The following is an 18,675-nucleotide window of genomic DNA, read 5'->3' on the forward strand; positions in this document are numbered from 1 at the left end:
CTCACTGTTCATTGCGATGGTCATGGCTACCCCGTCAGGAGCGGAATAGCCGGGTATATTGTGTTTCATGGCGGCAGCCAGCAATGCTGAGACCGGGGCAGAAGTTGCTGATGTCCTCGTCCGGCAATGCCATGGCACTCGCCACCAGCGCGGGCAATCGCCCGCCCAGTTCCAGCAGTATTTTCTGCCCGGCCACCTGCCCCAGTGGCACCGCTTTCATGGCGGCAGAGGCCTGATTTTCCAGCCAGGACCAGGCATAAGCATGCAAGGCCTGCTCAGGTGAAATTTGCCACTGGTCGGCAATGCCAGCATATACCGTGATAAATGCCGGGGTTGGCATCGCTTGCAGGCGCGCCAGCCACTCGGCTGGCAGCGAGTCAAACTCGCTCAGCAAGCGCACCAGTGAATAACCCATCTGACGACTTTCGGCATGCGCCTCGACAGTATCGCGCCCGGCCTGGTAAATCGCATCCCACTCACTCACCGCGGACTGATCACCCGCCGCCCATGCCAGCATCAGGCGATGCAAGAGCGGTAACTCAAACTGTCCCTGATACATCGCCAGCACCGCCCCTATCCAGGCCTCGGCACTGGCTTTATCGGTGACATCGCCACACTCGATAGCCCACTCCAGACCTTGCGAATAACTATAGGCACCTACTGGCAACATCGGGCTTGCCAGCTGCAACAGGCGCGAAAGGGCCAGTGCCTTATCCGGCATGGCGCTTCAACCGCATGGGCGGACGCAGGTTGCCGCCGGTATCTTCATCATGATGATGGCGATGACCACCGCCATAAGCACCGGCTTCAGGTTCAAATGGCGCCTGCAGCTCATGCACCGTCACATTCAGCCCCAGCAGCATGTCTTTCAGCACGTGATCCTGTTCCAGCCGCAACCAGCCGTCGCCAACCTGCAAAGGCACATGCCGGTTACCCAGATGATAAGCAGCGCGGGTGAGTGTCGGCGCATCGGCGGCCGTCACATCCATCACCGGCTGCTCGGCCGCCAGCACTTCAATAATGCGGCCATCTTCCGCGCGCAGACAATCGCCGCCACGCAGAATAGTGCCGCGCTCCAGCAGCAAGGCGGCCTCCTGGCCAGACTGCAAGGTGACGCGCAACCGGCTTTTCTGGCGACGATCAAAAGGCAATGCCACCCGGTCATCAATGTGGTCGTGGCCAACGGCCCGTTCAAATATATTCAGCATTTCGCTCATTGAATCTGCGCTTCCCCCTGACTTGCGCTCGTCATGCAAGGCATGCCATTAAAACAGAAAATAGCGTTGCGCCATGGGTAGCACGGTAGCAGGCTCGCACACCAGCAGCATGCCATCGGCGCGCACGGCATAGGTTTCGGTATCCACATCTATCGTTGGCATCCAGCCGTTGTGGATCATGTCTTTTTTCTTGACATCGCGCGTGCCGCGCACGGCCACCAGCGGTTTTTGCAAGCCCAGTGCCGCCAGCTGCGGATTATGCAGCGCAGCTTGCGAGACAAAGGTCACCGACGTTTTAAGTCCGCCGCCGTAGGCGCCGAACATGGGGCGATAATGCACAGGTTGCGGCGTGGGAATGGACGCATTGGGATCGCCCATGGCCGCCGCGGCGATCATGCCCCCCTTGAGGATGGTGGAGGGTTTGACGCCAAAAAATGCCGGACGCCACAGCACCAGATCCGCCAGCTTGCCGACTTCGATAGAGCCCACTTCGTGCGCTATCCCGTGCGTCAGCGCAGGGTTGATGGTGTACTTGGCGATATAGCGTTTCACGCGGAAATTGTCATTGCGCGCCGTATCTTCGGTGAGGGCGCCGCGCTGCACTTTCATTTTGTGCGCGGTCTGCCAGGTCCGAATGATGACTTCGCCCACGCGGCCCATGGCCTGCGAATCGGACGACATCATGGAAAAAGCACCCAGGTCATGCAGGATATCTTCTGCGGCAATAGTCTCGCGGCGGATGCGGCTCTCGGCAAAGGCGATGTCTTCTGCAATGGCGGGATCAAGGTGATGGCACACCATCAACATATCCAGATGCTCATCGATGGTATTGACGGTGTAGGGCCGGGTCGGATTGGTGGAAGATGGCAGCACATTGGCAAAGCCTGCCGCCTTGATGATGTCCGGCGCATGGCCACCACCGGCGCCTTCGGTATGGAAGGTATGGATGGTGCGATCCTTGAAGGCAGCAATCGTGGTTTCGACAAAGCCCGATTCATTGAGGGTATCGGAGTGGATCGCCACCTGCACATCCATGTCCTCCGCCACGCTCAGGCAATTATCAATGGCGGCGGGCGTGGTGCCCCAGTCTTCGTGCAGCTTGAGGCCAATGGCGCCGGCTTCCACCTGCTCCACCAGCGGCTGCGGCACGCTGACATTGCCTTTGCCCAGGAAACCCAGGTTCATGGGGAAGGCATCGGCCGCCTGCAACATGCGATGAATATGCCAGGGGCCCGGGGTACAGGTGGTGGCAAAAGTCCCCGTTGCCGGGCCGGTACCGCCGCCTATCATGGTGGTGACGCCCGACATCAGCGCTTCTTCAATCTGTTGCGGGCAAATGAAATGGATATGGGTATCAATGCCGCCAGCGGTCACGATCATGCCTTCGCCGGCAATGACTTCGGTCGCGGCGCCAATGGCAATGGTGACACCAGGCTGGATATCAGGATTACCCGCCTTGCCAATCGCGGCGATACGGCCGGCCTTGATGGCAATATCGGCCTTGATGATGCCGGTGTAGTCCACAATCAGGGCATTGGTGATCACTGTGTCGGCTACCTCGGCCGCGACCCGCTGGCCCTGGCCCATGCCATCGCGTATCACCTTGCCGCCACCGAACTTCACCTCTTCGCCATACAGCGTGTAGTCTTTTTCCACCTCGATCCAGAGATCGGTATCGGCCAGTCGCAGGCGGTCGCCCACCGTGGGGCCAAACATTTCAGCATAGGCTTGCCGTGTAATCTTGACGCTCATTTCAGTGCTCCCATGACCTTGCCGGCAAATCCATACACCTGCCGGTCACCCGCCAGTGCTACCAGCTGCACGGTGCGTGTCTGCCCCGGCTCAAAACGGACTGCAGTGCCCGCGGCGATATCCAGCCGGAAGCCATAGGCAAGCTGGCGATCAAAATTCAAGGCTTCATTGGTCTCGTAAAAATGGTAATGCGAGCCTACCTGTATCGGCCGGTCGCCAGTGTTGGCAACAGCCAGCGTCACCGTGGCACGGCCATCGTTAAGGAGTATCTCGCCTGCTTCTACCTGCATTTCACCAGGAATCATGACATGTCTCTTTTCGTTAACTTTTGCGTGACAGACAATCAGGGTATGGGGTGATGGACGGTGACCAGCTTGGTGCCATCGGGGAATGTCGCTTCAATCTGGATTTCAGGAATCATTTCGGGCACGCCCTCCATCACATCGTCACGTGTCAGCAGCGTGGCGCCATAACCCATCAGCTCGGCCACAGTCTTGCCGTCGCGTGCGCCTTCCATGATGGCGGCTGAAATAAACGCCACCGATTCCGGGTAGTTCAGCTTGAGCCCGCGCGCCTTGCGACGCTCAGCCAGCAGCGCGGCTGTAAAAATCAGCAATTTGTCTTTTTCTCTTGGGCTTAATTCCATCGTTTGCCTCGTTTCATCCTCTTGGCATTTCGCCAACTCATCCTGTTATAGCAAGCCGTTTTCTACCACTTCACCGCCATGATCGCCAAGCCACGCAGACACAGTGAACAGCTGGTTACCCCGCTGCGGTGTCCCCTATCAGGTGTTCCAGATACGTGGCCGCACAGCCTGACGCGCACCGTACCAAGGGCGCAAGTGCTGCCACAAGGCCTCAAAATACTGCCGGGCTTCCGGGGCAGAATCCCCCAGATAGCGGGCCACCACGATCTCCGGCAAGGCGGTCACGCCGACGCGCGCGGCCGATGTCACCGTCATTGCCTGACAATCCGCCAGAATATCCTTGGGCACACTGCCCGCTGCCACCACAAAACTGCCATGGACCAGCGCGTGATGCAGACCGACGGGCGAACGCATGACCAGGGATTCTGGATGCCAGTGACCACGCTCCAGCCAGATATAGCGCCCATCACGACGGATGGTAAAGCGCTGGCGCACAGCTCCGTGCTGCCATTGCTCGCCGCGCGCCTGACGCCCAAAGCACTGAATATCCCATCCGGCAAAAACAGCCTGGCCGGTCAGGTGAATGTCGGCTTCGAAGTGCACATCAGCACCATCAAACAATATATTTTCCTGCGGCAGCCATTCCAGTTGCGCCTGGTCAGCCAGATGAAACTGCAGTGCCTGACTGGCGCGACGGCCACCGGATTTATACCACTTGCCCGCACCGGGCGTCGTCAGCAAGGCCTGCGATTGCGGCCCCAGCGTGGCTTGCAAGGTCAGCTGATCACCACCAGCCACTCCGCCGGGTGGATGCACGATAATGCCGTGGCAGACTTCAGGTCCTTCCGGATGCAGGCTTTTCTGTATGACCAGCGGCCCCTGATGGGCGCGGCGAACCAGCGTGCTGCGCTGGTGACTGACGGCAAACTCCAGCTCCAGCCTGGCTTGCCAGCCTGCGGCATATGCGCCGGATAATGCGGTAAGCGCCTCATGGGAAATCTGGTTCATACCGCATCATGACATAAAAAAATGGAAAAACGGACTGCGAAAAGGGCCGACTGGCAGTCTGAAAGGGCCTGCCAGTCGGGGGAAACTCCCGGTCGCTCACACCGAGAGGTAACTCTTGATCTTGGCCGCATCCACTTCTTCACGCTTGTTTTCGTGGATGAATTTACCCTTGTCGATCACGATGATGCGATCGGCAATTTCCATGGTAAAGCTGAGCACCTGCTCGGACACGATGATGGTGATCTCACGCATTTTGCGGATTTCATTCAACACCTTGGCAATGTCTTTGATGATGGAAGGCTGTATGCCTTCGGTGGGCTCATCCAGCAGCAATACCTTGGGGTTGGTCACCAGTGCGCGGGCAATCGCCAGCTGCTGCTGCTGACCACCGGAGAGATTGCCGCCCTTGCGGTTACGCATCTCAAACAGCACCGGGAACAAGGCATAGATATCCTCAGGGATTTCCCGCGTTTTGGATTTCTCCATGCCGGTCATGATGTTTTCCTGCACCGTCATGGTGGGGAATATCATCCGGCCCTGTGGCACATACGCCAGGCCCTTGGCCACGCGCTCGTGGCTTTCATTGCCATTGAGGTCTACGCCATCCACCGTTGCCTTGGCGGCCTTGCTGGGCAGTATGCCCATCAGCGATTTGAACAGCGTGGTCTTGCCCATGCCATTGCGGCCCATGATGGCCAGGGTTTCGTTGCGCTCAGCCTTGAAGCTGAGACCATGGATTACCTGGCTCTGGCCATAACTCACATTCAGGTCTTGAATTTCAAACATCGTCTGTCTCCCGTGACGTAATGGCTCAACTGCTAGTGGCCCAAATACACTTCAATGACCTTTTCATCGGCCTGCACCTTGTCCATGCTGCCTTCGGCCAGAATCTTGCCCTGATGCAGCACAGTCACCTTGTGCGCGATCTTCTTCACGAACTCCATGTCGTGCTCGATCACGATCACCGAACGGTTCTGGCAGATGCGATTCAACAAGTCGGCTGTCTGGTCTCGCTCCTTGGCGCTCATACCCGCCACTGGCTCGTCCAGCATCAAGAGTTCAGGCTCCTGCATCAACAGCATGCCGATCTCCAGCCATTGCTTCTGGCCGTGGCTCAGCAAAGCGGCTTCCATATCCAGCAGGTCTTTCAGCAGAATTTCTTCCGCCACCTTGTATACCCGTGTCATTACATCGTCCGAGCGCTTGAACAGCAGGCTGCCCCAGACGCTGCGGCCACGTGGATACGACACTTCCAGATTCTGGTACACGGTCAGGTTTTCATAGATGGAAGGCGTCTGGAACTTGCGCCCCACCCCGGCCCGCACGATTTCATGCTCGGCCAGTTTGGTCAGCTCCTTGTTCTTGAACTTGATCGAGCCCGAGGTGGATTTGGTTTTGCCGCAGATCAGATCGAGCACGGTGGTCTTGCCGGCGCCGTTAGGGCCAATCACCACGCGCAGCTCGTTCTTGTCGACGTACAGGTTCAGCTTGTCCACCGCCTTGAAACCGTCAAACGATACGGTCAGGTCTTCAATTGCCAGGATAAAGTCAGTATTACTCATGCTTCTGCTCCCAGTTTGGTGCCTACCTTGCCATGACTGGCATGGGCGTCAGTCTGCTTTTGTTTCTCCTCCGCCACCCAGCGCTTGAGGAAAGGAATCTTGCGGGCATGTTTCTGGTAAATGCCAGCCAGGCCATCCGGGAAGAACATCACCACGGCGATGAACAGGCCACCCATCAGGAACAGCCAGAGTTCCGGGTAGGTTTCCGAGAACACGGTCTTGCCATAGTTAACCAGCAAGGTGCCGTATACCGCGCCTATCAGCGACATGCGCCCACCCACAGCGGCGAAGATCACCATTTCAATCGACGGTACGATGCCGACAAACGAAGGTGACATGAAGCCCACTTGCAGGGTGAACATGGCGCCGCCGATGGCCGAGATCATCGCAGCCACACAGAAGGTGAAGATTTTGAAGTCAGACACATCGTAACCAGAGAAGCGCACGCGCTCTTCTTTATCGCGCATGGCCAGCAGCAGCATGCCGAATTTGCTGGTCAGGATGTAACGCGACAGGAAGATGCAGCCGAACAGCAGAATCGCATTCACATAGTAAAGAATGTACTTGGCGCTATCGGTACGGATATCCCAGCCCAGCATGGTCTTGAGGTCGGTAATGCCGTTCACACCACCGGTATAGCCTTGCTGACCCACAATCAGGATGCTCAGGATCAGCGCAATCGCCTGCGTGATGATGGCGAAGTACACACCCCCCACACGACGCTTGAACATGGCAAAGCCGATGATGTAGGCAAAGATGGTGGGTACGATCAGGATCGCCAGGATGGTGAATGGCAAGCTCTTGAACGGCTCCCAGAACCATGGCAAGGCCGTCAGCTGGTTCCAGTCCATGAAGTCAGGAATGCCTGGCGTGGTCTGGATCTTTGTGCTGATCGGGTCAGAGGCTTCCAGTTTCAGGAACATCGCCATGCAGTAACCGCCCAGGCCGAAGAACATGCCCTGCCCCAGACTAAGGATGCCGCCATTGCCCCACAGCAGCACCAGACTCAGTGCCACAAAGGCGTAAGTGAGGTATTTGCCCACCAGATTGAGCCGGAAGATATCCAGGCCCAGCGGCAGGATAACCAGGATCAGCAGCGCCAGCAGGGCAAGGCCCAAGACCCCCTGCTTGCCGCCCAATAACTTATCGGAGAGTGTTTTCATGAATGTTTCCTTTACTTACGCACTTTGGAAGCGAACAGACCTTCAGGACGCATCATCAGAATGCCGACGATGGTGAGCAGGGTGGCCACCTTACCCATGGAACTGGTCATGAAAAACTGCAGTATCGATTGCGCCTGGGCTATGCCGAAGGCAGAAGCAATGGTACCGAACAGACTTGCCGCACCGCCAAACACCACCACCATGAAGCTGTCGACGATGTAGAGCGTACCGGTGGTAGGACCGGTGGAGGCAATAGTGGTAAATGCAGCACCGGCAACCCCGGCAATGCCACAGCCCAGTGCGAACGTTACGCGGTCAACCTTTTTGGTATTGATACCAACAGCCCCTGCCATGACACGGTTTTGCACGGTAGCGCGGACACGCAGGCCCCATTGCGAACGGAACATGAAGAGGAACACACCGAAGGTGACGACGGCAGCAAGGCCCATCACGAATACCCCGTTAATCGGGATATCAATATCAGGTGTAGGCTGGAAAGAACCCAGCAGCCATTCTGGCAATTCAGCGCTCACTTCCTTGGCGCCGAAGCTGGAACGGAAAATCTGCTGCATGACCAGGCTTAAGCCCCAGGTCGCCAGCAAGGTATCCAGCGGTCGCTTGTAGAGATGCCGGATCAAAGTGAACTCAACCAGGTAGCCGATGGCGAAAGCCAGCACAAAGGCCACGATAATGGCGAAGATAAAGTAGTAATTAACAAAGCCGTAGGCGACGGCCAGTTTTGAGAGCATCACGGTGGTATATGCGCCTATGGTCATGAACTCGCCATGCGCCATGTTGATCACCCCCATTTGCCCGAAAATGATCGCGAGACCTAGCGCCATCAGTAACAGGACGCTGAACATGCTGAGGCCGGCGAAGCCCTGCATCACCATGATGTTTCCTATTTCCGCCATTGAATATCCGAACATGATTAGGCCTCCACTTGTATGACTTGCCTGAAAAATTCACTGCACAATTTCACAAAACTTCCCATTGCTTGAACTGTTTTTGTTACCGCTCACCAATACGGCCCCTAAGGGCCGTATGGTTTACGTGATGCTTATTGGTAACCCTTTGGGAACGGATCAGGTTTGATCAGCTCAGATTCGTACACCACATCAGCCTGGCCATCAGCGCGCCATTTACCGATGCGCAGCTTGCTCCAGAGGTGATGGTTAGGATCAACCTTGACGTAGCCTTCTGGCGCTGTCTTCAGCTCGTAGCCTGGCAATGCAACCACTGCCTTGTCCACATCGAAGCTGCCAGCACGTTCAACTGCAGCCTTCCACAGCCATGGGCCGAGGTAAGCAGCCTGGGTCACGTCACCGATAACGGCTTTCGGGCCCCACAATTTCTTGAAGTCAGCCACGAATTTTTCGTTGTTCGGGTTCTTCAAGGTTTGGAAGTACTTCATGGCAGAGTAGAAGCCAGCCAGGTTTTCACCACCGATACCCAGTACTTCATCTTCGGTTACCGAGATAGTCAGCATGGTTTGCTTGCTGGAGTTAAGACCAGCAGCGTTCAATTGCTTGAACCAGGCCACGTTACTGCCACCTACAACCGCTGCGTAGATCACATCAGGTTTCTTCAGCTTGATCTTGTTGATCACGGAACCAAACTGAGTATCGCCCAGCGCGATGTACTCTTCACCTACCACCTTGCCACCCAGATGCTGCTCAATGTGCTTGCGGGCAATCTTCATGGAAGTACGTGGCCAGATGTAGTCAGAGCCAATCAGGTAGAAGGTTTTTGCCTTCTTTTCCTTGGCGATCCAGTCCAGACCAGCAAGAATCTGCTGAGTCGCTTCCTGACCGGTGTAGAACACGTTCTTGGATTGCTCCAGGCCTTCGTAGAAGGTGGGGTAGAACAAGAGACCGTTGTCTTTTTCAAACACAGGCAAGGCGGCCTTGCGGGAAGCGGAAGTCCAGCAACCGAATACAGCGGCTACCTTGTCGTTTTCCAGCAGTTTCTTGGATTTTTCAGCAAAGGTCGGCCAGTCGCTGGCGCCGTCTTCCTGAATGATTTCAATCTTGCGGCCGAGCACGCCACCCATTTCATTGATCTGGGCAATCGCCAGCTTTTCAGCCTGGATGGAACCTGTTTCACTGATGGCCATGGTGCCGGTAGCCGAGTGCAGAATACCGACCTTGACGGTCTTGTCGGTCACGGCCAGCTTGGTGGTGTTCACCTTGGCAGTAGGAAAGTCCTCGGCAAAAGCGCTGCCCATGCCGGAAACCATGCTGACCGCCAGCAGTGCGCCGGTCAGGGCGCCCACTTTAGTCATGAATCGACGTCTATCATTGGTACTCATAAATTTCTCCTAGTTGAAAGTGAAGCTAACCTTATCTGCCCTACGAAAAACTGCTTGCAGCAAAGGCGGGGATAAAAGGGCTAGTGCCCCAGCATCCACGGCCTTGCCGTTTTTTTGGTTTGCATCTGCAAACCGTTGTTACCACCTGCTGATTTCTCTTTGGTGGCGCCGGATGGCTTGCAGGTATGAGAACCCGTGCACCCGCAACTGGAGCGACGGCGTACGCCTGGCTCGTGTGCGGACTTTTCATTGCGCTCGTGTGCGCTGCGCTGTGCCTTGCCAAGAATGGCCAGGTTGGGTGCTGACAGAATCCGCTCGCCCATGCCGCCACAGCTTTCGCAGACGGCTGGCTGGCTGGACTCGGACATCTTGCGCAGTGCAGAAAACACGCCACAACTTTCACAGTGATACTCATATACAGGCATACCGGCTTCCCCTTTATTTACGCTAGTCGACGACGTTCTGATCAGCTGGCTTTGGCCAGGTCAGGACCGCTGGCGACCATGATTTTCGGTCCATCGGCATTAGGCTTCAGGTCGAAGTCAAAGATCTCGGTCGGCAACCACAAGGTGGCGCACGCATTCGGGATATCCACCACGCCACTGATATGGCCTTCTACCGGCGCTGTGCCCAGAATCGACAAGGCCTGCGCACCGCTGTAACCAAACTTCTTGAGGTACTCGATGGCATTGAGGCAGGCCTGACGGTAAGCCACATGCACATCCAGGTAATGCTGCTTGCCCTGCTCATCCACCGAAATACCTTCAAAAATCAGGTAATCGCGATAGTTGGGGGTCAATGGGCTAGGCTGGAACACCGGATTCTTGATGCCGTATTTCTTGACGCCATCCTTGATCAGGCTGACCTTGATATCGAGGTAACCGGCCATTTCAATCGCGCCGCAGAAAGTGATTTCGCCGTCGCCCTGAGAGAAGTGCAGGTCGCCCATGGAGAGACCGCCATCCTTGACGTAGACCGGGAAAAACACCTTGGAACCCTTGGTCAGGTTCTTGATGTCACAGTTACCGCCGTGGTCGCGTGGCGGCACGGTACGCGCACCTTCCATCGCAGCCGCCTTGGCAGCTTCACCGGTCATCTTGCCCATCACGGCAGCTTGCGCATTTGGTGGCAGGCCCAGTGGTGGCACGCGCTCAGGATCAGTCGCAATCAGCTCGCCTTCGCGCTTGTTCCAGGTATCCAGCAACTCGCGGGATGGCAGGCAACCGATCAGACCAGGGTGCATGATGCCGGCGAACTTTACGTTGGGCACATGGCGCGAAGTGGTGTAAATGCCGTGGAAGTCCCAGATCGACTTGCGTGCTTCAGGATAATGATCGGTTAGGAAACCGCCGCCATTTTCCTTGGCAAACAAACCATTGAAACCCCACTGCGAATCTTCCAGCGTGCCAACATCCAGAATCTCCACCACCATCAAATCGCCCGGCTCGGCACCTTCGACGCCAATCGGGCCACTCAGGTAATGCACTTGCAACAGATCCACATCACGAATGTCGTTTGCACTGTCGTCGTTCTTGATCTGACCGCCAGTCCAATCCATGCACTCCACCCGGAATTCATCACCAGGCTTCACCATGGCAATCATCGGCAGATCGGGATGCCAGCGATTGTGAATCTGGCCGTCCTGTTCCCATGGCTTTTTATCAAGATCGAGTTTTACAAGGGTTTTCATAGCTATCCTCATGTTTTATTAATGCCCCTGCGGGGGCTCTTCCCGGTACGATCAGAGCAGCACTCGCATCGGTCCGTTGCGCACCGGTTTACCGGTGCGCATCCCCTTTAAACTGCCTAGAATTGCAATTGCAGACCGACAGTGAACTTGTTCACGGTGTCGAATGTTTCAGTCTTGTTGTTGGTGTAAACAGCGCTCAGACGAGCGTTATGAGCATCAATGATGTAGTTCAGGCCCAGGTCGTATTCCTTCACGTCCAGGCTGGCAGAGCCGTCACCATTGAATTTCTGATAGCGAACATACGGCTGGAACTTGCCCCAGCCCACAACGTCAGGGAACATCCAGGCAGCCAGGCCAAGGTAGGCTTTACCAGCCTTAACCAGAGATCCTCTAGAATCAGTTCCGGCAATCACAGCATCATTGCTGAAGTCATAGCGGTATGCCGCCCCTTCAAGATTCAGCACCCCTGCGGTGAATACTTTCTCGAGTACGCCATCGATGTTGTAGGCAACGTAGTCATCCTTGGTGGTGGCAGAGCCCACAGCATCTTTCTGATACATACCAACCAGCGCAACCGAAAGGACGTCTTTGCCGTAATAGGTGCTGCTGGTGTAGTAGGCAGGATCGAGGCCAGCGTCCCAGAAATCATATTGCACACGACCGGCATACATCAGGGAATCACTGCGGTTTGGATCAGTTGAATTGGTACCAGCTTGCCTGGATGCGTTGTTGCCCTCATATGCACCCACCGAGTACACCAGATGCTTGTCAAGCAACTTACCCCAGGCGGTCACACCGACGTCACGGCCGGTGTTCTTGTTCTGGTATTGCGAAACGACGCCTGGATAGCTCCAGGCAGTCAGGTAGTAAGGACCATCCAGATTGGCACGGTCGCTTGGTGGCAGCATCTGACCCGCCCACAGATTGAATTCAGGCATGAATTCGAACTGGGCAATGGCATCGATCATCTTGACCGTGTCATCGGCGTTCTTTTCCGTGTTGAAGGTACCTTTGATGTACTTGTTCAGCGAAGCGCTGGTGTAAAGACGGATGCTGTCCAGATTGAAGTCCTTGCTGCGGGAAGTACCGTTAGGTGCCGCATCTTCTTCACTGGTAAAACTGGTACGCAAACCCAGGCCGACGGTAATGGACTTGTCATCACCAAAATTGATAGTGCCACCTGCTTGCGCCTGCATGGCAGGAACAGAAATAGCCGTTGCCGCAGCCACTGCCAGCAAACACTTGTTAAGCTTGAATTTCATCGCGTAATCCCCTTTATGTTGATGAGCCGCACACTGTAAAAAAACCTGCACCCTGAAACGGGTTTCACGTCATCCATCGCAACAGCCGACTGACGTGCAACGTGGTGCTAGATTAGCGAGTGCAAAGGGGGGCTTAAATACGTCATATTGCGTAGTTGTTTTTACAGACGAGAGCGGTATGCTGTGTGAGCATTTGTCCTACAAGGAATTTGACGACGTGAATAAAGGCGAGGACATCCCGATGAAAAAAGTGCTACTACTGCCTTTGCTGGCCTGCCTGCTGTTAAGTGCCTGCGGCGAGTTTTCTTATAAGCGCGGGGCGACTGCCGCCGATCTTGAAAAGTCCCGAGACGCCTGCAAAGCCAACGGCATGAGCGACGCCGCAGTGAAAAAATGCCTGGAAGATCAAGGCTGGTTCGTACATGACTTGAGCGATATAGACCCGGTAGCGGTACTGATGCCAAATGAAGATAACCGCAGTAGTGGCAGCCAGGGGGATGTGGCGGCAGCAGCCGCAGCCACCATGGTGGAGTCCGGCACACCGGCTTCAACTGCCAGCACAACGCCAGCTGGCGCGCCAGCCGCGCCCGTTAAAAGCATGACAGACAAATTCAAGGTGACGTCATGGTGGAAACGCGGAGCAGGACGTACTGAGCTGGCAGACGCCACCAACCAGTGCGTTGCTGAACTCGGCGAAGAGCATCGTCCGGACCCGGTCACGCAATACACCACGCGCGGCTTGCTTATCTGCATGCGCAAGAGCGGCTGGTATGGATTGGCATCCAAGTAATCTTTGAACTGAATCTGACAATAAAAAAAGCCGCTCAACTGAGCGGCTTTTTTTATTTGTTTGGTAGTCGCGAATGGACTCGAACCATCGACCCCCACCATGTCAAGGTGGTGCTCTAACCAGCTGAGCTACGCGACTGCAGGCTTGAATTGATGCCTCAAGCTTCAAGAGGCACGCATTATAGCCGAACTCCCGGCGTGGAACAATCACCGTTACACACTCCAGATGACGCTTGATCTTCATGCGGGAGGGAATGATTTCAGCCGCTGGCGGTCTTTTGATCAGGTAAGCGGTTATTCAAGGGTCATTATTCAAAGGAAGATCATGCTCTGGTCTACATTATTCAAATTGATCCCGTGGGGGCAAGTGATTGATCACGCCCCCCAAGTGCTGGATGGCGCAAAAAGGCTGTATCAGCGCCTGAGAGCCGAAGGCCAGGCGGAAACCGACACGTATGGAACCGAGATTACGGTACTTCCTCCCGAACCGGAAGCCTTGGCGCAGGCCGTGCGTGAGCAGCGTCAGGCACTGGCGCGCTTGCATGATGAACTGGAGGAGTCGGGTCAGCTGATCAAGCGGCTGGCTGAACAGAATGCCGGGATGGTGGCGCAGATGGAATCTCTGCGGCGGCGTTTGCGTTTGCTGGGTTGGCTGGGGGTATTGCTTGCAGGAGGCCTGGCATACGCCTTGTATCATCTGCCCGCTGCATAAGCCCGGCCTGGGCGGGCTATAATGGGCGACTGCTCTTAGTCCGGGTTCTGCCCTCACATGAATTCACGTTCCAATGATTTACTGGTGGATGCTATTGCCAATGATGGCTATGCCATTACTCCTGACTTTCTGCCACCTGCCCTGATCAAGGCGTTGGCAGATGAGGCAAAGGCCCTGCATGCGCAAGGCGCACTGCAGGCGGCCACCACGGGGCTTTCCAGTCGCCGGTCGGCAGACAATATCGGGCTGCGGGGTGACTTCATTCACTGGCTTGAGGATGACCTCGCCAGCCCGGCACAGCAGGATTATCTGGCCGCCATGCGGCAGTTGCAGCAGGACTTCAACCAGGCCCTGTTCATGGGATTGTTTGAGCTGGAAACGCATCTGGCCGTTTATCCGCCCGGGGCCGTATATCGCAAACATCTGGATCAGTTTCAGGGGCGTGCTGAGCGTCAGGTCAGCTGCATTCTGTACCTGAATGAAGACTGGCAGCCGGAAGACGGCGGCACCTTGCGCATCTACCTGAATGGCAACGCCAGCGAACCCTATATTGACATCAGCCCGACCGGCGGTACGCTGGTCACCTTTCTCTCTGGCCGCTTCATGCATGAAGTCATGCCTTCACGCCGCGAACGCATCAGCCTGACTGGCTGGTTCAGAACACGCAGCACTGCCATTTGATGAACACACCACCAACCCCTTCGGCGGACATCGCCGCCATGTTTGCCCCGGAAAATTTCCGTGAACTAGGGCATAAGCTGATCGATTTGCTGGCGGATTACCTGGCTGGCAATCTGGCAGGGCAAGACCCGGTGATGCACTGGCAAGCCCCCGAGAAAGCCGACGCGCAATGGCAAATGCCCTTGCCGCAGGAGCCGCTGCTGGATGCTGGTGCGTTCCTCTCTCGGCTGAAACACGACATCCTCCCTGCCAGTCTGGCGATTCATCACCCTCACAACATGGGGCATCAGGTGGCCACGCCATTGCCTGTGGCCGCCCTTTGCGATCTGGTCGCCGCCCTCACCAACCAGGCCATGGCCGTCTATGAAACAGGCCCCAGCGCCACCATGCTGGAGCGGCAAGTCCTGCGCTGGCTGGGCGAGCTGATCGGCTGGCAGGATGCAGGTGGCATACTGACCTCGGGTGGCGCGCAAGCCAATCTCACCGCCCTGCTCGCTGCGCGCCAGCATGCGGCCGATGTATGGAAGCATGGGGTGGCCGACGTCAAACCGTTGCGCATTCTGGTATCCGAGCATGCGCATTACTCCATCAGTCGCGCGGCGGGCATCATGGGGCTGGGCACCGATGCCGTCGTTAGCATTCCCACCGATACCGAAGGCCGCATGCTGGTCAACGCGCTGGCTGTTGCGCATGCCGAAGCCCTGGCGAATGACACCACGGTGATGGCCGTGGTGGCTACCGCCGGCTGCACACCAACAGGCAGCATAGACCCGTTGCTGGAGATAGGCCGCTATTGCCAGGACCATGGACTGTGGCTGCATGTAGATGGCGCGCATGGCGCCTCAGCCTTGCTTTCCGAACAGCATCGCCCTGCGCTGCAAGGCATTGCCCTCGCCGACTCTGTAGTGTGGGATGGTCACAAACTGCTGTATATGCCCGCCGCTGTTTCCGCCGTGCTGTTTCGCAACACGGCCAGCAGCTTTGAAGCATTCAGCCAGGATGCGTCCTACCTTTTTCAGGGCGGCGAGCATATTGAGGAAATGTATAACGTCAGCTACCGCACGCTGGAATGCACCAAGCGCATGATGGGCTTGAAGCTGTGGGTGGCGTTTTCACTGTATGGCGTGCGCGGTATGGCGCAACTGCTGGACAGCGCCTTTGCCAAGGCGCGCTTGCTGGCTCAAAAACTGGATGCGCATGCGGACTTTGAGCTGCTCATGCAGCCGCAAACCAATATCGTGTGTTTCCGCCATCGGCCAACTGCGATGGAAGGCCCGGCGCTGGATGCGCATCAGAGCCGCCTGCGCGAGCAACTGGTGCAGAGCGGCCGCTTTCATTTAACGCGCGTGACGCTGGAAGGCCGCGTCTGGCTACGCACCACACTGATGAATCCCTACACACATGCAGAAGATATGGATGAACTGTTGCTCGCGCTGAATCAGCTGGCCCAGCAAGCCCAGGCCTGACGGCCAGGGATAGGCACTTTCTGTTTGATCGGCTCTATATTATCGAACCTGTATTGCCGGAATCGCCCGCCCATTCATATCCGCAAGGGTTGCGTGGGGATAAGGCCCCGATAGGAGTATGCCCGACAAACGGCGTTGCTGACTATCCTGGCAGAATAATCAAGATTCCAGGTTTTCCTGTTCCAAGAGCGCCGCATAACCTGCTTGATAATCCGGATAGCGCAACTGAAACCCCGTATGCCGCAGGCGCTGATTGCTCAGGCGCTTGTTGCCACTAATCGCAGGCGCATCCTGCGGAGCATCCGGCACGCCCATCTGCTGCGCCAGCCATTGCAGCACCTCGTATTGCGAGGCGGGCCGGTCATCCGTCACCACATACAGCGGCTCCACCGGCTTGCCTGCAAACAGCTGCTTGACCAGGTAAGCAATCGCGGCCGCCCCATCATCCCGGTGGATGCGGTTGGTCCAGCCATTTTGCGCGGGCCAGCGCGCAGGCTCACGCGCCAGGTCCAGCATACGGCGGCGGCCAGGGCCGTAGATGCCCGAGAAACGCAGAATCGTATGCGCGGCAGGATACTCACGCGCCAATAACTGCTCTGCCTGCAACATGCGTTCACCACTGAAACCATCCGGCACCGGTATCGTGGCTTCATCCAGCAGATCATCGCTCACCTGCCCGTACACGCCCGTGCTGGAAACAAAAAACACATGCTCAGGTGGCGCTTGCCGCAGGGCCGCCAGGGTATTGCGCAAACCATCCACATAATGCGCACGGTAACTGTCATCGCGATGCGCATCCGCCGCCACACAATAAATCACGATACGAGGCTTCAAGGCCGCCAACCCCTGCAAGGTTTCAGGCTGCGTCACGTCCGCCTGCAGCAGATGCACGCCAGCCGGCAAGTCCGTGGCGCTGCGCTTCAGCCCATACACCTCCAGCCCGGTATCCTGCAGCAGGCTTGCCACCGCCTGCCCCAGATCACCGCAGCCCACTACCAGTGCGCGATCTGTCATCTCAAGCCTGCGCTGGCATCGGCTGCCATTGGCCAGACAAATACTTCTCCGCCCACATCAACGCCACGATGGTTTTGCCATCGGTAATCTCGCCGCGCTGCACCATCGCCAGGCAATCCTGCAAGCTGGCATCGATAATATGCAAAGCCTCATCTTCATCGCGCTTGTGCTCACCGGCAGTAAGGCCACGTGCCAGATAGATATGAATCACCTCATTTGAGTAGCCGATGCAGGGGTGCTGCAAGCCCAGATACACCCACTCCTTGGCGGTGTAGCCAGTTTCCTCCAGCAACTCGCGCTGCCCGGTCAGCAGCGGCGCCTCACCCTGATCAATCTTGCCCGCAGGCAACTCAATAAACACCCGACGCAAAGGGTAGCGGAACTGCCGCTCCAGTATCAGATGGCCGTTATCCAGCAGTGCCACCATCACCACAGCCCCGGGGTGCAATACATACTCGCGCTGACTTTGCCCGCCATTAGGCAAGCGCACCTGGTCACGGCGTGCCGTCAGCATGCCGCCCGAGGCGATTACTTCAGAAGAGATGGGGGTTTCGATGAGGTCGTTGTCGTTGTGCATGGGGGGTAATCAATTGGTAGATGGCTAGACTTGAGTTTAAGCGATAGCGCGGCATTCGGCTATGCGCATGCGCTGGATTACTGCTTAGTATCGGCAAGCAGGCGCGTCCTCCACTACCGCCGTCATTCCTGACATCCCCTACCCGTTAGCCGTTACCGCGTGACCTTGTTGGCGACACTGCCGGGATTAAAGGCGGCGCTGTTGTAGCGGTAGTTGGGGCGCTCGATGCTGCCGGTGATTTCGTCACGGACCAGGATAGTGCCTTGCGCGTCGGTCACATGTTGAGCGGGTTATTTTCTACCCGCTAATCTAATACTTCTGAAGAGCTCCTTTGCATCTGCTAAAGCCATGATCCCTGCTCGCTCCTCGTTGGCTTCCAACGCAGCCCTTGCTTCATGAAGTTTTGCAATCACCTGTTCTATGATTTCCAATTTTTCAGGTACTTTAGTTTTAGCCTTTACACCTTCAACTCCATACAAAATATCCCCAAAAATCTCATCGTAAGTTAAATTTCTGCCGATAGGGCTACAGTAAAAATCCGGGGCTGTAAGGAATGCTGAAACGATTGTACCCAAAGTATCTCGATAACTTTGAGGAGCGAACTTAGTCACCATTTTTATTTACCTTGCTTAATAAGGTTCAAATACATATCTCTTGTTATCGCTTGCATAGGCATATCAGGTGTTTGAATTACAACATGGCTACCACCAAATTTAAAGAAATCTTGTAGCTGATTTCCGCAAAGCCAAATACAGTCTTTTTAAAAAAGTGCTTCCATAGAAGTTGTGAGCCAATGTTCGATATTACGAACATTGATAGACGATT

22 protein-coding genes and 1 tRNA gene are annotated in these 18,675 nt (G+C 56.2%); 4 read left to right on the forward strand and 19 right to left on the reverse strand.

Going from position 1 to position 18,675, the window contains the following annotated elements:
* Positions 1-34: 34 nt before the first annotated feature.
* The 14 genes from ACWWD9_RS10605 to ACWWD9_RS10670 all read right to left on the reverse strand — a co-directional run bounded on the left by ACWWD9_RS10605 (position 35) and on the right by ACWWD9_RS10670 (position 12,611).
* Positions 35-721 (reverse strand): urease accessory protein UreF, encoded by a 687-nt coding sequence (locus ACWWD9_RS10605; protein ID WP_455866996.1) that lies wholly within the window; start codon positions 719-721, stop codon positions 35-37.
* Positions 711-1,208 (reverse strand): urease accessory protein UreE, encoded by a 498-nt coding sequence (gene ureE / locus ACWWD9_RS10610; protein ID WP_013441538.1) that lies wholly within the window; start codon positions 1,206-1,208, stop codon positions 711-713. Before ureE ends, ACWWD9_RS10605 begins: the two co-directional genes overlap by 11 nt.
* A gap of 57 nt (positions 1,209-1,265) precedes the next feature.
* Complete coding sequence (gene ureC / locus ACWWD9_RS10615) at positions 1,266-2,969, reverse strand: urease subunit alpha (RefSeq protein ID WP_455866997.1); 1,704 nt, start codon at positions 2,967-2,969, stop codon at positions 1,266-1,268.
* The gene (locus tag ACWWD9_RS10620) at positions 2,966-3,274 is read right to left on the reverse strand and encodes an urease subunit beta (protein WP_455866998.1); all 309 of its coding nucleotides are present in this window, start codon (positions 3,272-3,274) and stop codon (positions 2,966-2,968) included. The genes ureC and ACWWD9_RS10620 overlap by 4 nt, the downstream gene beginning before the upstream one ends.
* Positions 3,275-3,312: 38 nt before the next feature.
* The gene (gene ureA / locus ACWWD9_RS10625) at positions 3,313-3,615 is read right to left on the reverse strand and encodes an urease subunit gamma (protein ID WP_013441535.1); all 303 of its coding nucleotides are present in this window, start codon (positions 3,613-3,615) and stop codon (positions 3,313-3,315) included.
* A gap of 138 nt (positions 3,616-3,753) precedes the next feature.
* A complete protein-coding gene (locus ACWWD9_RS10630) occupies positions 3,754-4,623 on the reverse strand; it encodes an urease accessory protein UreD (protein WP_455866999.1) in 870 nt (289 codons plus the stop codon).
* A gap of 96 nt (positions 4,624-4,719) precedes the next feature.
* Positions 4,720-5,409, reverse strand: coding sequence for an urea ABC transporter ATP-binding subunit UrtE (gene urtE / locus ACWWD9_RS10635; protein ID WP_013441533.1), 690 nt, complete (start codon positions 5,407-5,409; stop codon positions 4,720-4,722).
* Positions 5,410-5,441: 32 nt separating this feature from the next.
* The gene (gene urtD, locus ACWWD9_RS10640) at positions 5,442-6,185 is read right to left on the reverse strand and encodes an urea ABC transporter ATP-binding protein UrtD (protein ID WP_013441532.1); all 744 of its coding nucleotides are present in this window, start codon (positions 6,183-6,185) and stop codon (positions 5,442-5,444) included.
* The gene (gene urtC, locus ACWWD9_RS10645; RefSeq protein ID WP_013441531.1) at positions 6,182-7,348 is read right to left on the reverse strand and encodes an urea ABC transporter permease subunit UrtC; all 1,167 of its coding nucleotides are present in this window, start codon (positions 7,346-7,348) and stop codon (positions 6,182-6,184) included. The genes urtD and urtC overlap by 4 nt, the downstream gene beginning before the upstream one ends.
* An 11-nt stretch (positions 7,349-7,359) precedes the next feature.
* The gene (gene urtB / locus ACWWD9_RS10650) at positions 7,360-8,277 is read right to left on the reverse strand and encodes an urea ABC transporter permease subunit UrtB (RefSeq protein ID WP_013441530.1); all 918 of its coding nucleotides are present in this window, start codon (positions 8,275-8,277) and stop codon (positions 7,360-7,362) included.
* A 131-nt stretch (positions 8,278-8,408) separates the two neighbouring features.
* Positions 8,409-9,659, reverse strand: coding sequence for an urea ABC transporter substrate-binding protein (gene urtA, locus ACWWD9_RS10655; RefSeq protein ID WP_455867000.1), 1,251 nt, complete (start codon positions 9,657-9,659; stop codon positions 8,409-8,411).
* A gap of 80 nt (positions 9,660-9,739) precedes the next feature.
* The gene (locus tag ACWWD9_RS10660; RefSeq protein ID WP_455867001.1) at positions 9,740-10,084 is read right to left on the reverse strand and encodes an FmdB family zinc ribbon protein; all 345 of its coding nucleotides are present in this window, start codon (positions 10,082-10,084) and stop codon (positions 9,740-9,742) included.
* Between the two features lie 41 nt (positions 10,085-10,125).
* On the reverse strand, positions 10,126-11,349 hold the full coding sequence (fmdA, locus tag ACWWD9_RS10665) for a formamidase (protein WP_015829545.1): 1,224 nt from the start codon (positions 11,347-11,349) through the stop codon (positions 10,126-10,128).
* A gap of 116 nt (positions 11,350-11,465) precedes the next feature.
* Positions 11,466-12,611, reverse strand: a complete 1,146-nt coding sequence (locus ACWWD9_RS10670; RefSeq protein WP_455867002.1) for a porin — start codon at positions 12,609-12,611, stop codon at positions 11,466-11,468.
* A gap of 178 nt (positions 12,612-12,789) precedes the next feature.
* On the opposite strand from ACWWD9_RS10670, the gene ACWWD9_RS10675 reads away from it, so the two are divergent.
* Positions 12,790-13,401: a hypothetical protein gene (locus tag ACWWD9_RS10675; protein WP_455867003.1), complete on the forward strand. Its 612-nt coding sequence runs from the start codon at positions 12,790-12,792 to the stop codon at positions 13,399-13,401.
* A 61-nt stretch (positions 13,402-13,462) separates the two neighbouring features.
* Here ACWWD9_RS10675 and ACWWD9_RS10680 read toward each other — a convergent pair.
* A tRNA-Val gene (locus ACWWD9_RS10680) sits at positions 13,463-13,539 on the reverse strand.
* Positions 13,540-13,725: 186 nt separating this feature from the next.
* Here ACWWD9_RS10680 and ACWWD9_RS10685 point away from each other — a divergent pair.
* The 3 genes from ACWWD9_RS10685 to ACWWD9_RS10695 are packed head-to-tail and all read left to right on the forward strand — an operon-like array spanning position 13,726 to position 16,259.
* Entirely contained in the window at positions 13,726-14,112 is a 387-nt protein-coding gene (locus ACWWD9_RS10685) for a hypothetical protein (protein WP_455867004.1), read from the forward strand.
* A gap of 57 nt (positions 14,113-14,169) precedes the next feature.
* Positions 14,170-14,793 carry a 2OG-Fe(II) oxygenase gene (locus tag ACWWD9_RS10690; protein WP_455867005.1) on the forward strand — a complete coding sequence of 208 codons (624 nt, stop codon included), beginning with the start codon at positions 14,170-14,172 and terminating at the stop codon, positions 14,791-14,793.
* Positions 14,793-16,259 (forward strand): pyridoxal phosphate-dependent decarboxylase family protein, encoded by a 1,467-nt coding sequence (locus ACWWD9_RS10695; protein ID WP_455867006.1) that lies wholly within the window; start codon positions 14,793-14,795, stop codon positions 16,257-16,259. The genes ACWWD9_RS10690 and ACWWD9_RS10695 overlap by 1 nt, the downstream gene beginning before the upstream one ends.
* Positions 16,260-16,418: 159 nt before the next feature.
* Here ACWWD9_RS10695 and ACWWD9_RS10700 read toward each other — a convergent pair whose 3' ends face one another.
* The 4 genes from ACWWD9_RS10700 to ACWWD9_RS10715 form a co-directional block, all read right to left on the reverse strand.
* Complete coding sequence (locus ACWWD9_RS10700) at positions 16,419-17,273, reverse strand: SDR family oxidoreductase (RefSeq protein ID WP_455867007.1); 855 nt, start codon at positions 17,271-17,273, stop codon at positions 16,419-16,421.
* Position 17,274: 1 nt separating this feature from the next.
* Positions 17,275-17,850, reverse strand: coding sequence for an NUDIX domain-containing protein (locus ACWWD9_RS10705; protein WP_015829537.1), 576 nt, complete (start codon positions 17,848-17,850; stop codon positions 17,275-17,277).
* Positions 17,851-18,002: 152 nt separating this feature from the next.
* Entirely contained in the window at positions 18,003-18,128 is a 126-nt protein-coding gene (locus ACWWD9_RS10710) for a hypothetical protein (protein ID WP_455867008.1), read from the reverse strand.
* Between the two features lie 12 nt (positions 18,129-18,140).
* Complete coding sequence (locus tag ACWWD9_RS10715) at positions 18,141-18,464, reverse strand: hypothetical protein (protein WP_455867009.1); 324 nt, start codon at positions 18,462-18,464, stop codon at positions 18,141-18,143.
* Positions 18,465-18,675: the final 211 nt, after the last annotated feature.

The organism is Methylovorus sp. SPW-M1, assembly GCF_053848825.1.